We start from the raw sequence: 13,928 nt of genomic DNA on the forward strand, positions 1-13,928 counted from the left end.
CTTCGTCGGGCGCTCCTCGACCGACGGGTAGGGCGGACGGGTCAGGCCGTCTTGCGGCGGCCGACGATGAGTCCGTAGATGAGCAGCACGACGATCGCGCCGCCGATGGCGAGCAGCCACGTGCTGAGGTCCCAGAACTCCTCGAGTCCGACACCGAACAGCACGCTGCCGAGCCAGCCGCCGAGCAGCGCTCCGACGACGCCCAGGAGCAGCGTCACGAACCAGCCGCCGCCCTGCCTCCCCGGAAGGATCAGCTTGGCGATGGCGCCGGCGATGAGGCCGAGAATCAAGAAGGCGATGAAGCTCATGCGATCTCCTCGTGTCATGGCGCCCGCGTTCGGGCGCACCTCACCACACCACTCCGCCACCCCCGCTGCGAACCCCTTGCGCGCGAGGTCGATCGAGCGCTATGAGCCTCACGCGGGTGCCGCGGGCGGCACCGGAAGCGGGTAGCGGCGGCGCAGGAGCATCCGCTGGCCCAACGTCCAGACGACCGTCGTCGTGAGGTAGATGCCGGCCGCGAGCGGCACGAACAGGGCGATCACGGCCGTCGCGAACTGCAGGAAGCCGAGCGCGCGGACGAGCCCCGGGCCGCCCAGCGGCGCGGCCGCACCCGGCCCGGCGGCGCCGGTCGGCACGGGCGCCGGCGGCGTCACCGGCCGGAACACGCGGCGGGTGACCTCCGCGACGGCGGCGATGAGCAGGACGAGCACCGCGAACACCCCGACCGTCGCGCCGGTCAGCTCGCCGTGTGCGATCGATCCGACGAAGCTCGTGCCGAGCGGCACGCCCGCGACGGTCTCAGTCAACAGCGCGTTGTCGTGCCCGTTGATGGTCGGCAGGATGAACAGCGCGTAGATCACGCCCACGACGGGCGCCTGCACGAGCATCGGCAGGCATCCCGCGAGCGGCGAGGTGCCCTCATCGGAGTACAGCTTCATCATCTCGCGCTGCAGGCGTTCGGGGTTCTGCTTGTGCTTCTGCTGGAGCGCCTGGATCTTCGGCGCGAGGCGGGCCCGCGTCTGCTCGCCCTTCGCCATCGAGACGGCGGTCGGGATGAGCACGGCGCGCACGATGAGCGTCACGAGCACGATCGCGGCCGCGGCGCTCGTGACACCGATGAGCGGTTCGAGCAGCTCGGCGAGCCACATGAGCACGGTGTAGGCGCCGTCGAGGACGGCGGCGATGGGCGGGAAGGCGTACAGGTCCATGGTCGGGAGATTCCTTGCGGTGAGAGCGGACGAGGCATCCGTCTGGCCGCGAGGGCAGGCCGAACCGTCGCGCAGTGCGCTGACCGGCTGGCGTGGTTACGCGGCCACGAGGCCGCGCCCGGGCGCCCTCGGACGCGCCCGACCCGGCGCGTCGGGGTCGCTCTGCGAGAGCAGGCGCCAGGGATCCGCGGTCTGTCGGAGCCGCAGCGACGCGCGACTCGCGTCGGCCGCGACGAGCACGGGCAGCGCCCGCGCGATCAGCACGACCGCGACCGCGACCGCAGTGGCGCCGAACAGGAGCAGGCCGAGCCCGTGGTCGGAGCCCGCGGCGAGCGCGAGGACGCTCTGGAGCAGGCGGAACAGCTCGGTGATCAGCTCGATCATCGCTCCGCCTCCCTCCGCATCGGTCTCTCGAGTCTACGCGGCCGGGTGAGCGGGTCGCTGCGCCGGCGGCCGGTATCCGGTCAACACCCGGCGCGCTCAGCGCGGGACGTTCTCGGCGATCGCGCGGAGCGCGGCGATCACCACGGCGATCTGCGTCCGGTCGAGCCCCTCGAGCAGGCCGGCCTCGGCGCGGACGAGCTCGCGCATCGCGGCGTCGACGCGTTCGCGCCCCTCGGGCAGGAGCACGATGAGGCGGCTGCGCTGGTCGTCGGGGTGCTCGTTGCGCTCGACCAGTCCGCGCGCGATCAGCCGGTCCACGCGGTAGGTCGCGGTCGCGGTCGCGGTCTTGGTCGCCGACGAGAGCTGCGACGGCGTCATGGTGCCGCTCCCCCGCGCCCGGCGCAGCTGCGACAGCATGTCGAACTCCCATGCGCGGAGGCCCGCCGACGCGAAGGCCGCCTCGCGCACGCGGTGCAGCTCGCGCGCCACGCGGCGCATGCGCGACATGACGTCGAGCGGGGTGAGGTCGAGGTCGGGCAGGAACTCCGACCACGCATCGATGACCTCATCGACGTCATCGTCGTCGGACCTCGTCACGTGGCATCCCCTCTCACCCCTGGGCGGCGACGGCCGCCCGTAGGACAGCATGCCACTGGTCGGCGGTGCGTCAGCGACTCCAGGCGAACGTGGTCGAGCCGACCCGGGCGATGACGAGCTCCTCGCACTCGAAAGCCTCGAACGCGGCCTCGCCCACGCGCACGATGCGCGAGGCGAAGTCGGGCCGCTCGGGTGAGGCGACGACCGGGCAGTCCGCGTACGCCGCGGGGTCGAAGTCGCCGTGCCACGCGCCGGCGAACTCGTCGGTGGCGGGTCGCCAGACGATGCGCACGTCGCGCGCGGTCTCGGGGATCTGCTCGGCGATGAGGGACTGACGGATCGTCGGGTGCCGCTCACCGAGCTCGGCCGCGGTCGAGGTCGCGACGAGCACCTGCGTGGGCGGCGTGCTCGCGAACGCGGCGTACGCGAGCACGATCAGCCCGCCGAACGTGACGACGACGAGCAGGAACCACAGGAATGCGTCGCGCCCGCGGGCGCGGGAAGCGGTCTGAGTCATGGTCGGGATCCGGAGGGTGAGTGCGGGACGGGATGCTCCGCGGAGGGGTGCACGGGGGTGCGGGCCGCTGCGGAGTGGTGCTGGTGCTGGTGCTGTGGTGCTGAGCGCCCTGATCGGATTGGACCCTCCGGATCCATCCTAGGCCCGAGTCCGTCAGGCCTGCACGGTCCTCGACGGCACCCGTGCTGGGCGAACGTCGTCAGTGGAACGGGCAGCGCGGCGCCGGAGCATCCGTCGCCCGCACCCGGCCGCCGGACGCGGGCTTGGTCGGAAGCCGGCGCCGGTTCACCTCGAGCCCAGACCCGAGGATCGTGACCCGCGGGTCGCTGAGCGTCGCGACCGCGGCCGCGAGGCCCGCGATCGCGAGCTTCTCGCCCGGGCATCGGTGCCCGGTCGGAACCTCGGCCCCACCGTGCGGCACGAACGCCGGCCGTGCCTCGTAATCGTCGACGCCCACGAACCGTTCGGGATCGAACTCCTCCGCCCGCTCCCACGAGCGTTCGTCGGTGTTCGTGCCGAGGATATCGAGCACGACTCGGCCGCCCGCACCGAGCCGCTGACCGTCGAGCTCGACGTCCGCGATCGCCCGCCCGGGCAGCATGGGCACGAACGGCGCCGTGCGCCGGATCTCCTGCGCGAATGCCGTCGCGAGCGGTCCGCCGACGAGCGAGCTGCGCTCGTCGGTCTCGGCCGCGATGCGCCGACGCCACTCGGGCCGGTCGTGCAGCTCCTTCGCGGCGAAGGCCACGAACCTCGCGACCGCGATCATCGGCCGCATGCTGTTCTGCAGCTCGATCCCCGCGAGGCGCGACGGCAGGAGCGCACCCGATCGATCCCGGTGCGCCGCCCACTCGGCGAGCGCCGTGCCCTCGTCGGCGCGGATCGACCCCGCGCGCGCCGCCTCGATCAGCCGTTGCGCGTGCCGGTCCGACCAGCGCCGGTTCCCATAGGCGAGCAGGTACTCCGGCGAGTACGGCGCCCCGAACCCGTCGACGATCTGCGCGAGGCGCGCCGCCCAGCGGGTCTTCGCGGCCGCGGTGCCGGGCAGCCCGGCCCAGCTCATGATCGACCGTCCGAACGCCCCAACGGCGGCGTCGTAGGCCGTGCACCCGCCGCCGGCCAGCCAGTCGTCGAGCTCGGCCCGCCACTCGCGGTCCAGCAGCGGCGAGAGCCGCTCGACCTGTGCGTCCTCGTACGCGACGTCCACGAACGTCGCCTTGCGGTGCCGATGCTCGTCGCCGTCGAGGCTGTGCACCGAGCCGTGGCCGAAGAGCGTCTCCTGGATGAGGCCGGGCATGGCGCCGTGCCGCGCGATCCGCCGCTCGTCGTAGAAGAGGGCGACGCCCTCGGCGCCGCGGACGAACATCGCCTCGCGACCGAGCAGCCCCATGGGCGCGGACCGCGCCCCGTCGCGGACCCGGTGCCAGACGTGCGATCCGAAGTCGTATCCGCGGGTGAGCACCGAGAGGGAGTCGTCGTGCATACGACCACGCTGCCACGCGGCCGCGCACCTTCGAGGGGGTTGCGTCAGCACTGGAAGTGCGAGAGCGCGAGACATCCGCCGGGCGACGCGACGCACGCCGTCGCGCCGCCCGACGACCTCAGAGGAACCGCAGGATCTCGTCGACCGCGCCGCGCGCGTCGCCGAACAGCATCTTCGCGTTGTCCCTGAAGAACAGCGGGTTCTGCACGCCCGCGTACCCCGACGCCATCGACCGCTTGAAGACGATCACGTTGCGCGCCTCCCACACCCGCAGCACGGGCATGCCGGCGATCGGGCTTCCCGGATCCTCGGCCGCGGCCGGGTTGACGGTGTCGTTGGCGCCGATCACGAGCACCACGTCGGTCTCGGCCAGCTCGTCGTTGATCTCGTCCATCTCGAGCACGATGTCGTAGGGCACGCGCGCCTCCGCGAGCAGCACGTTCATGTGCCCCGGCAGGCGACCGGCCACGGGGTGGATGCCGAACCGGACGTCGACGCCGCGATCCCGGAGCTTCTGCACGAGCTCGGCCACGGGGTACTGCGCCTGCGCCACGGCCATGCCGTAGCCGGGCGTGATGACCACCGACGAGGCATCCTTCACCATCTCGGCCACCTGCTCGGCGGTGGCCTCCTGGTGCTCGCCCTGCTCCTCGTCGCCCGAGGACTTCGGCGCCTCGATGCCGAAGCCGCCCGCGATCACCGAGAGGAACGACCGGTTCATCGCCTTGCACATGATGTACGACAGGTACGCACCCGACGAGCCCACGAGCGCACCCGTGACGATGAGGAGGTCGTTGCTGAGCAGGAAGCCGGCCGCCGCGGCCGCCCAGCCCGAGTAGCTGTTCAGCATCGAGACCACGACGGGCATGTCGCCGCCGCCGATCGAGGCGACGAGGTGCCATCCGAGCGCGAGCGCGAGCACCGTCACGATCACGAGCAGCCAGAGCTCGGGCGTGATGACGTACCAGATCGTCAGGGCGACGAAGCCCACGAGGGCGCCCACGTTCAGGTAGTTCTTGCCGGGCAGCACGAGGGGCTTCGACGAGATCCGCGCCGACAGCTTGAGGTACGCGACGATCGAGCCGGTGAAGGTCACCGCACCGATGAAGACGCCGATGAACACCTCGGCACTGTGCACGTCCTGCAGCGCACCGGGCAGCTCGGGGTGCGTCAGATGGCCGTTCCAGCCGACGAGCACGGCCGCGAGGCCGACGAAGCTGTGCAGCAGGGCGATGAGCTCGGGCATGCCGGTCATCTGCACGACGCGCGCACGCCACAGGCCGATGGCCGCACCCACGATGACCGCGATGACCATGAGCACGAGACCGAACGGTGCGCCGCCGGCCCAGGCGCTCTGCACCGTCATCCAGATCGTCGCGGCGAGCGCGATCGCCATGCCGGCGATGCCGTACGTCACGCCGTTGCGGGCGGTCTCGTGCTTGGAGAGCCCCGCGAGGGACATGATGAAGAGCACCGCGGCGACCAGGTAGGCCGCATTGGCGATGGCGAGCGCGACGGACAGGTCGGTGAAGGAGTTCATCGCTGTGACCCTCTCGAGAACATCGCGAGCATGCGTCGCGTGACCGCGAACCCGCCGAAGATATTGATGGATGCCACGAGCACGGCGATTGCGGCGAGGACCTGGACGACGGGGTCAGGCGTCGTGATCTGCACGATGGCGCCGACCACGATGATGCCCGAGATGGCGTTGGTGACGCTCATGAGCGGCGTGTGCAGGGCGTGGTGCACCTTCCCGATGACGTAGAAGCCGATGACGGTCGACAGCACGAGCACCGTGAAGTGCTGCGGGAGCGGGGCCGGGGCGACCGCGTTCACGAAGAACAGCGCCGCGAGCCCGATCGCCGTGAGGATGACCTTGCGCACGGGCGTGAGCCACGGGGTCTTCGGTGCGGGCGGCTCGGTGGGCTGCGCCGCGGCCTTCGCCGGCGGGGCCGCGGACACCTGCACCGGTGGCGGCGGCCACGTGGTGACTCCATCGCGCACGACCGTGACGGAGCGCTGCACCACGTCGTCGAAGTCGAGCGTGAGCGCCCCGTCCTTGCCGGGGGTGAGCAGCGCCAGCAGGTTCACGAGGTTGGTGCCGTACAGCTGGGAGGACTGCGCGGGCAGGCGCGAGGGCAGGTCGGTGTAGCCGAGGATGGTCACGCCGTTGGGCGTGACGACACGTTCGCCCGCCACGGAGCCCGCGACGTTCCCGCCCTGCGCCGCGGCCATGTCGACGATCACGCTGCCGGGCTTCATGCTCGCGACATCCGCCTCGGTGAGCAGCTTGGGCGCGGGACGACCCGGGATGAGCGCGGTCGTGATGACGATGTCGACGTCGCGCGCCTGTTCGGAGTAGATCTCCGCGGCACGGCGGTCGTACGCCTCACTGGTCGCCTTGGCGTAGCCGTCGGACGACTCCATCTGCTCGGCGACCTCGACGGCGAGGTACTCGCCGCCGATCGAGCGCACCTGGTCGGCGACCTCGGGTCGCGGGTCGGTCGCGCGGACGATCGCGCCCATGCTGGATGCCGCGCCGACGGCGGCGAGGCCCGCGACTCCCGCGCCGGCGACGAGCACCTTCGCGGGCGGCACCTTGCCCGCCGCCGTGACCTGCCCGGTGAAGAAGCGACCGAACTCGTGCGCGGCCTCGACCACGGCGCGGTAGCCGGCGATGTTGGCCATCGAGCTGAGCACGTCCATCGACTGTGCGCGCGAGATCCGCGGCACCGCGTCGAGCGCGAGCGCGGTGATCCCCCGCTGCGACAGCGCGGCCAGCAGCTCGGGCCGCAGCGCCGGGCTGAGCGTGGCGATGACGACCGAGTCGTCGGCAAGGAGCGCGATCTCGTCATCGAGCGGCGACGCGACCTTGAGCACCACGTCGCTCGCCCACGCCTCGACCCGGTCGGCGACGCGTGCGCCGGCCTCGCGGTAGGCGTCGTCGGTGAACGAGGCCCGCTCGCCCGCGCCCGCTTCGACGACCACGTCGTAGCCGAGCTTCATGATGCGTTGGACGGTTGCGGGCGTCGCGGCGACCCGCCTCTCGCCGTCCGGCTCGCGGACGACTCCCACTGTGGTCATTGCTGCTCCTCCAGGGATACCAGAACGCCCGTCAGGGCGTTGTGCAGATGCACGTGTGTGGCGTGCGCGGCGAGGTCGCCGTCACCGGCGGCGATCGCGGCGGCGATGATCCGGTGCTCGGCGACCGACTCCGCGAGACGGTCGGGCTTGTCGCGCGCCATGCGCCGCACCCGCACGAGGTGTGCGCGCACGGTGTCGAGCGCCGTCGCGAGGTACGCATTGCCGACGGCGGCGTCGAGCGCGTCGTCGAATCGGGCGATCAGCCGGAAGTAGTCGTCGCGGCCGTGTTCGGCCGCGAGGTCGGCTGCGCTGAACTCGGCCGCCAGCGCGCTGAAGACGACCGGGTCGCCGCGCTCGGCGGCGAGACGTGCGGCGCTCTCCTCCAGAGCCCGGCGCACCTCGAACAGGGCGCGGATGTCATTGGCGTCGATGCCGGCGACGGCCGTCACGCGGGGCGAGTGCTGCACGACCAGGCCGGTCGCGGCGAGCCGGCCGATCGCCTCTCGCAGCGGCGTCCGGCTCACGCCGAGGCGTGCGGCCTGCTCGACCTCGCCGATCACGGAACCGGGGGGAAGGAGGCCGGATTGGATATCCTCGAGGAGCGCGGCATATGCGCGATCGCTGGCCTTCATCCGGGTTCCTTCCGCGGTCGGGCCAACTCCGCCCCTTCGCGGTCCCTAGTGTATACATACACGCGGCGAGGTGGCCAATTCTGCGCGCTTTTCGGGCCGTGCGCATACATTCGGGCGGCACGCCGACCCCCTGACCTGGAGGCGGTTTACCTCTCTCGCACCGGGGATGATGAGATCATTCGACAGAGCAAGTAATCCAGGCTGCGCTGACCACCGAACACATTCTGAACGAGTGCAACGTCAACATGTGCCTTGTTCGCCACGCTTTCGACACTACTGCCGCTCGCGCTGAGCTCGAGAAGCGCTGCGTCGAGGTCGGCACCGAGCCGAGCCGCGATCAGCAGGTGCTCCTGGAGCGAGCTGCCGATCTCGAATATGCGACGAGCAACGTCAGGATCGGGCACGTTGACCGACGCCTCGTCAGACGAGATCGCCGAGCGAAACATGCGTCGTTCGGACTCTTCGCTCATCGTGCCAATATACTCGTGATTGCCTCTTCCCAAACGTCTGCACGAGATTGACACGCCCGAGTCACACGCTCTGGTTGGCAGGCAACCCTCTTCTTGAGCTGTAACCCAGAAACCACGAAAGCCCCTCCGGAAACGGAGAGGCTTTCGTAATTCAGATGGCGGTACCGGTGGGATTTGAACCCACGGTGGGCTTTCACCCACACAACTTTTCGAGAGTTGCACCTTAGGCCGCTCGGACACGGTACCGGGATCGATAGTAGGCGATGGGCCCGCATTGACCAAAACGGGGCGGGCGGATGCCTCGCCCGAGGCATCCTTCTCAGCCGGCGCCGCGCACCCAGCCGGCACGCAGCCGCCCTCCAGCCGCCGCGCAGCGCGCGGGCGTAGCGTCGCACAGTCATGAACACGCTGCCCCCTGTTCCGGCCGTCCGCCTGATCGACGGCATCCGCCACACGATCGCGACCGTGCTCGGCCACCTGGGTGTGCCGCGCTTCCGGGCGTTCGTGGCCGAGAACGCCGCGACCCTCAACGACACGCTGCCCGTGCACTCGAAGTGGTGGCGCGACCGCGCCGCCGCGGGCGGCGACCTCGTGTACGCGGCGATCGGCGACAGCACGGCGCAGGGCATCGGCGCGAGCCGCCCGGGCCTCAGCTACGTCGGGCTCATCGCCGAGCAGATCGCCGAGCGGACCGGCCGCGCGGTGCACGTCGCGAACCTCAGCGTCTCAGGCGCGACGACCGCGCTCGCGGTGCGCGACCAGCTGCCGAAGTTCGCGCGTCTCGACGCCGACGTCGTCACGGTCTCGATCGGCGCGAACGACATCGCGGCGTGGGACGCGGACGAGTTCGACGGGAACATCCGCACCATCTTCGCCGCGCTGCCGCGGCATGCGATCGTCGCCGACGTGCCCTGCTTCTATCTTCCGCGCAACGAGCGCAAGGTCGCCGAGGCGAACCGGATGCTCCGGGCGGCGGCCCGCGAGCACGGCCTCCGCGTCGTCCCGCTGCACGAGCACACGCGACGTCAGGGCCTGCGCGGCATCCTCACCGAGTTCGCACGCGACATGTTCCACCCGAACGACGCCGGTTACCGCGTCTGGGCCGGCGCGTTCCGGCCCGCGGTCGCGGCTCGGCTCGCCCGGATCCGGCCCGAGCGCGCGCAACGCGCCAGCCCGACGTCGCGCACCGCGGCGAGCCGCGAGGTCGCGGCCGGCGGCCGGCGCGCGGCGGCATGACGGGCCCGCTCACGGCGGACGCTCACGCGGCCAGGGCTGCGGCGACGCTCGACGCATCCTCGCCGACGCCCATGAGCAGCGGTGACCTGCGCGAGGTCATCCACGGCATGCCGACGAAGTACAGGCCGGCGATCCGGATGCTCCGCCCACCGTCCTGCACCGGCAACCCGAGCTCGTCGACGAGGTCGGGCACCCGGATCCACGCGTACGCAGGCCGGAAGCCGCACGCGACGACCACCGCGCCGAGCGCCGAGAGCGGTGGCGGCAAGGTAGGGGTGAGCGGCGACTCGTCGCGTTCGAGCGGCTCGGGCACCCTCAGGCCGCGCTCGGCGGCGATCGTCGCTGCCGTGTTCCAGATCTGGAGGTAGGCCGCGTCCCCGGCCTCGACCGAGGTGGCGAGGTCGTCGACGGCCTCAGCACACGGTCCCCGTCGACCCCGGTCACGCGGCCGCTGAGGGCGACCCCGGCGCTGGCGAGCGTGCGCAACGTGAGATCGTGGCCGCCGCGCGCGCCCGTGGCGAGCGGGTTCGGGGCGAGCCGGACCGCCGAGGAGGGCATGTCGGCGAGCGTGTGCGCGAAGAACCCGGCGTCGATCAGCCAGTCGACGCCGTCGCGACCGGCGATGCGGCGCGCCATCGCCGGCGCGGCCCCGGCCGCGAGCGCGACCTCGCGGCCGGCACCGGCGAGCTCTTCGCTGATCTGCGCGGCGCTCTGGCCGCCGCCGACGACCAGCACCGGACCGTCGGGCACGGCGTCGGGCGATCGGTACTCCCCCGACCCGACCACCGAGACGCGCGTCGACAGCGCTTCGGCCCAGGGCGGGAAGTACTCGCGTGGGTAGGCGCCCGTGCAGACAACCACGCGACGCGCGTGCACCGGCCCCTGGGGTGTGTCCGCCCGGAAGCCCGAATCGTCGGGCGCGAGCTCGGTCACCTCACGCGAGGTCTCGACCGGAGCGCCGAACGAGTCGGCGTACGCGTGCAGATGCGCGACGAGGTCATCGCGCGGCAGATACCCCGAGGCATCCGGGCCCGTGTACTCGCCGCCCGGCAACCGGATCGTGTGGTTCGGGGTCACGAGGCACAGCGAGTCCCACCGATGCGCCCACGCCGAGCCGACGCGATCCGACTCGAACACGACGTGATCGACCCCCTTCGCGATCAGCTCGTGGCTGACCGCGAGGCCGGCCTGGCCGGCACCGATCACGAGGACGTCGACGTCCGCGGACATGCCGCCAGGGTATGCCTCCCCGGCGTGCGCGGCCAGCGCCTTCGAGCCGCGCGTACCGCCCCGCGAGCTGCAGACGCCCGGTGTCGGTGGCACCGATTAGTCTCACCACATGGCCAAACCCGCGTCGTCCTTCCGCTGCAGCGAGTGCGGGTGGAGCACCGTCAAATGGGTCGGCCGGTGCGCCGAATGCCAGCAATGGGGCACCGTCGCCGACCTGGGCGAGGCCACGGGCATCGTGCGGGCACTGAAGCCCGTCACACCGGTCGGCGAGCGTCGCGCCCGGCCGATCGCCGAGGTCGAGGCCGGCCACACGGCGCACCGGCCGAGCGGCATCGGCGAGTTCGACCGTGTGCTCGGCGGCGGGCTCGTGGCGGGCGCCGCGATCCTGCTCTCCGGCGAGCCGGGGGTGGGCAAGTCGACCCTCCTGCTCGAGGTCGCGGCGCGCGTGGCCGCGGGCGGTCGGCGCGTGCTGTACGTGAGCGCCGAGGAGTCGGCCGCGCAGGTGCGCCTTCGGGCGGGGCGGACGGGTGCGCTCGCGCCCGAGCTGTATCTCGCCTCCGAGACAGATCTCGCGACCGTGCTCGGTCAGATCGACGCGGTCGAGCCCGACCTCCTCATCGTCGACTCGGTGCAGACCGTCTCGAGCTCGCTCTCCGACGGGCTTCCGGGGCAGCCGAGCCAGGTGCGAGAAGTCGCCTCGACACTGATCCGCGTCGCGAAAGAGCGGCAGCTGCCCGTCCTGATCGTCGGGCACGTCACGAAAGACGGCACCATCGCCGGCCCGCGACTGCTCGAACACCTCGTCGACGTGGTGTGCCAGTTCGAGGGCGACCGGCAGACCTCGCTGCGGTTCGTGCGTGCGCTCAAGAACCGGTTCGGGCCCACCGACGAGGTCGGGTGCTTCGAGATGACCGGCGACGGCATCGCCGAGGTTCCCGACCCGTCGGGCCTGTTCCTCAGCCGCTCGCGGGCCGCGGTCAGCGGCACGTGCGTCACGGTCGCGCTCGAAGGCCGACGAGCGCTGCCGGTCGAGGTCCAAGCGCTCGTCGTCGAGTCGAAGGCACCGCAGCCACGTCGCGTCGTGAACGGCGTCGACCCGTCGCGGGTGGCGATGATCCTCGCGGTGCTCGAGCGACGGGCGGGGCTGCGCCGCATCGGCGAGCACGACGTCTACGTCTCGACCGTCGGCGGCGTCCGGCTGATCGAGCCCGCCGCCGACCTCGCGATCGCGGTCGCCATCGCCTCGGCGGTCCGAGACCGCGCCGTGCCGCATCAGCTCGCGGCGTTCGGCGAGATCAGTCTCGCGGGTGAGGTGCGCCCGGTCTCGGCGGCCAAGCAGCGCACGTCCGAGGCATCCCGGCTCGGCTATTCGACGATCCTCGATGTCGAGGCCGGCAGTGTGCGCGCCGCCGTCGAACGCGCGATGGTCGCCGCGACCGACCCCCGCGAACGCGAGCTCGACCGCGCCTTCTGACCGGCGCGCGCACGCGGCCGACGCGACAGCGTGCGGCGTCGGCTCACGGGAACCGCGCCAATCCCCGCCGAACGCGCCATCCTCCGCCGACTGCGCCACCCCCTTCCTAGGGCGCCGACCCCTGCCGACCGCGCCACCCCCGCCGACGGCGCCAACCCCTGCCGACCGCGCCACCCCCGCCGACCGCGCCAACCCCTGCCCACCGCGCCAATTCCCGCCGACGGCGCCAACCCCGACCGACCGCGCCGGCTATGACGGTCGCCGCTGGCGCAGTCTGCCAGACGTGGCGCAGCCGGCGAGACATGGCGCAGGCAGCCAACCAGGCAGGGCCGGCCAACGATGGCGCAGCCGGTCAGACATGGCGCAGTCAGCGAGACATGGCGCAACCGGCCAGACCTGGCGCAGCCGACCCGCCACCCTCTGAGCCGCGACGCTACGCGTCGAGCGCCTTCAGCAGCTCAGCCGGTGCGGCCTGCATGGGGTGCGGGCCGGCGATGTCGAGGAACACCGTCGTGATGGTGGACTCGTACCGTCTGAGGAACGCGCGCAGCCACGCGGGGCTCTGCAGCCCGACCGCGGGCGGCAGGTTCGCGGGCTTGTTCGCCGCGTCGCTGAACAGCAGCAGCGCGACCTCGCCCGTCTTGGGGTCGCGGTAGGTCCAGACCTCGCCGCTGTCGAGCGGCTTGTCGCGCGGTCCGGGCTTGATCAGCGGCACCACGGTGTTGCCGTGCCGGAGCGCGAGCGCCACCGCCGCGACATCCTGCTTCTCGAGTGCCTCGGCGAGCGCCTGCGATCGGAACTCGATCGGGTCCACGGACTTCGCGCTGCGCTTCTTCCCGGCCATCCCTCCAGCGTATCCGGCTCCCATGTCGCACCGAGTGATACCGGAACGCGTCGAGCGTCTGCAGGAATCGCCGTCGCTCGACGCCTTTCGGTATCACTCGGCGGAACTCGGGCCGGGGCGCGGCCTACGTCAGTAGAGCAGGAACTGCTTCGACGCCGTCGACGCCATGCCGTCGACCGTCACGTCGAGGTGGAACGAGGCGCCACCGGCAGGCACCGCTTCGCGCGGGCCGTCGCAGGTGTCGGGACTCGACCGGGTGCGATCCCAGATGATCGGCACGCCCGAGCTGATCGGGTCGCCCGGCTCGAGCGTGATCTCGGCGTCGCTCGGTGAGGTCTGGCAGTCGGTCGACGTCCAGTACGTCTCGGTGCCGCTCGTGATCGTGAACACCTGCACGCTCGTCCCGGCGTTCATCGTGCACGGCGCGTCGCCGGTGTTCCTGATCGTGGTCGACAGCTCGGGCTGCTCACCCTCCGCGTACTCGGTCTTGTCGGTGATGGCCTCGATGATGACCTGTTCGGGCGCGCACGGGGCGCCCGTGGCCGGGTCGTCAGCCGGCGGCGATGACGTCGGGTCGGCGGATGCCTCGGGCGAGGTCGCGGCCCCACCCCCGGTCTCGCCGGTCTCGCCCTGGCTTGCGCCCGGGCGGACGACGATCAGCACGATCGCCGCGATCACGGCGACGAGGCCGAGCAGCACCACGATTCGTCGACGCCGGTACACCGCGGGTGAATGCCGCCTGGCCGGAGGCTGGTTCGTCGACATG

General features: G+C 71.7%; 16 protein-coding genes and 1 tRNA gene. 2 read left to right on the plus strand and 15 right to left on the minus strand.

Annotated features, from left to right (window positions below; genetic code table 11):
* Positions 1 to 41: 41 nt before the first annotated feature.
* The 11 genes from RH864_RS01275 to RH864_RS01325 form a co-directional block, all read right to left on the minus strand.
* Positions 42 to 308 carry a GlsB/YeaQ/YmgE family stress response membrane protein gene (locus tag RH864_RS01275; protein WP_310515684.1) on the minus strand — a complete coding sequence of 89 codons (267 nt, stop codon included), beginning with the start codon at positions 306 to 308 and terminating at the stop codon, positions 42 to 44.
* Between the two features lie 108 nt (positions 309 to 416).
* The gene (locus tag RH864_RS01280; protein WP_310515685.1) at positions 417 to 1,211 is read right to left on the minus strand and encodes a YidC/Oxa1 family membrane protein insertase; all 795 of its coding nucleotides are present in this window, start codon (positions 1,209 to 1,211) and stop codon (positions 417 to 419) included.
* 96 nt (positions 1,212 to 1,307) lie between these two features.
* Entirely contained in the window at positions 1,308 to 1,595 is a 288-nt protein-coding gene (locus tag RH864_RS01285) for a DUF6412 domain-containing protein (RefSeq protein ID WP_310515686.1), read from the minus strand.
* A gap of 96 nt (positions 1,596 to 1,691) precedes the next feature.
* Positions 1,692 to 2,192 carry a MarR family winged helix-turn-helix transcriptional regulator gene (locus RH864_RS01290; RefSeq protein ID WP_310515687.1) on the minus strand — a complete coding sequence of 167 codons (501 nt, stop codon included), beginning with the start codon at positions 2,190 to 2,192 and terminating at the stop codon, positions 1,692 to 1,694.
* A 70-nt stretch (positions 2,193 to 2,262) separates the two neighbouring features.
* A complete protein-coding gene (locus RH864_RS01295) occupies positions 2,263 to 2,709 on the minus strand; it encodes a hypothetical protein (RefSeq protein ID WP_310515688.1) in 447 nt (148 codons plus the stop codon).
* A 199-nt stretch (positions 2,710 to 2,908) separates the two neighbouring features.
* Complete coding sequence (locus tag RH864_RS01300) at positions 2,909 to 4,192, minus strand: cytochrome P450 (protein ID WP_310515689.1); 1,284 nt, start codon at positions 4,190 to 4,192, stop codon at positions 2,909 to 2,911.
* A 118-nt stretch (positions 4,193 to 4,310) separates the two neighbouring features.
* Positions 4,311 to 5,732, minus strand: coding sequence for a Re/Si-specific NAD(P)(+) transhydrogenase subunit beta (gene pntB / locus RH864_RS01305; protein ID WP_310515690.1), 1,422 nt, complete (start codon positions 5,730 to 5,732; stop codon positions 4,311 to 4,313).
* On the minus strand, positions 5,729 to 7,276 hold the full coding sequence (locus tag RH864_RS01310; RefSeq protein ID WP_310515691.1) for a Re/Si-specific NAD(P)(+) transhydrogenase subunit alpha: 1,548 nt from the start codon (positions 7,274 to 7,276) through the stop codon (positions 5,729 to 5,731). The genes pntB and RH864_RS01310 overlap by 4 nt, the downstream gene beginning before the upstream one ends.
* Positions 7,273 to 7,908 carry a GntR family transcriptional regulator gene (locus RH864_RS01315; RefSeq protein WP_310515692.1) on the minus strand — a complete coding sequence of 212 codons (636 nt, stop codon included), beginning with the start codon at positions 7,906 to 7,908 and terminating at the stop codon, positions 7,273 to 7,275. Before RH864_RS01315 ends, RH864_RS01310 begins: the two co-directional genes overlap by 4 nt.
* A 146-nt stretch (positions 7,909 to 8,054) precedes the next feature.
* Positions 8,055 to 8,378, minus strand: a complete 324-nt coding sequence (locus RH864_RS01320) for a hypothetical protein (RefSeq protein ID WP_310515693.1) — start codon at positions 8,376 to 8,378, stop codon at positions 8,055 to 8,057.
* Between the two features lie 156 nt (positions 8,379 to 8,534).
* A tRNA-Ser gene (locus RH864_RS01325) sits at positions 8,535 to 8,624 on the minus strand.
* Positions 8,625 to 8,777: 153 nt separating this feature from the next.
* On the opposite strand from RH864_RS01325, the gene RH864_RS01330 reads away from it, so the two are divergent.
* Entirely contained in the window at positions 8,778 to 9,614 is an 837-nt protein-coding gene (locus tag RH864_RS01330; RefSeq protein WP_310515694.1) for an SGNH/GDSL hydrolase family protein, read from the plus strand.
* Between the two features lie 22 nt (positions 9,615 to 9,636).
* On the opposite strand, the gene RH864_RS01335 is transcribed toward RH864_RS01330, so the two are convergent.
* Together RH864_RS01335 and RH864_RS01340 are read right to left on the minus strand one after the other, a co-directional pair.
* Positions 9,637 to 9,927 carry a hypothetical protein gene (locus tag RH864_RS01335; RefSeq protein ID WP_310515695.1) on the minus strand — a complete coding sequence of 97 codons (291 nt, stop codon included), beginning with the start codon at positions 9,925 to 9,927 and terminating at the stop codon, positions 9,637 to 9,639.
* A 2-nt stretch (positions 9,928 to 9,929) separates the two neighbouring features.
* Positions 9,930 to 10,844, minus strand: coding sequence for an NAD(P)/FAD-dependent oxidoreductase (locus tag RH864_RS01340; protein WP_310515696.1), 915 nt, complete (start codon positions 10,842 to 10,844; stop codon positions 9,930 to 9,932).
* Between the two features lie 109 nt (positions 10,845 to 10,953).
* Between RH864_RS01340 and radA the strand changes: the two genes are divergently transcribed.
* On the plus strand, positions 10,954 to 12,318 hold the full coding sequence (gene radA, locus RH864_RS01345; protein WP_310515697.1) for a DNA repair protein RadA: 1,365 nt from the start codon (positions 10,954 to 10,956) through the stop codon (positions 12,316 to 12,318).
* A gap of 433 nt (positions 12,319 to 12,751) precedes the next feature.
* Here radA and RH864_RS01350 read toward each other — a convergent pair whose 3' ends face one another.
* Both RH864_RS01350 and RH864_RS01355 read right to left on the minus strand, forming a co-directional pair.
* The gene (locus tag RH864_RS01350) at positions 12,752 to 13,162 is read right to left on the minus strand and encodes a dehydrogenase (RefSeq protein ID WP_310515698.1); all 411 of its coding nucleotides are present in this window, start codon (positions 13,160 to 13,162) and stop codon (positions 12,752 to 12,754) included.
* 129 nt (positions 13,163 to 13,291) lie between these two features.
* The gene (locus RH864_RS01355; protein ID WP_310515699.1) at positions 13,292 to 13,927 is read right to left on the minus strand and encodes a hypothetical protein; all 636 of its coding nucleotides are present in this window, start codon (positions 13,925 to 13,927) and stop codon (positions 13,292 to 13,294) included.
* Position 13,928: the final 1 nt, after the last annotated feature.

This window comes from Agromyces aerolatus (genome assembly GCF_031432255.1).
Taxonomy (GTDB): Bacteria; Actinomycetota; Actinomycetes; order Actinomycetales; family Microbacteriaceae; genus Agromyces.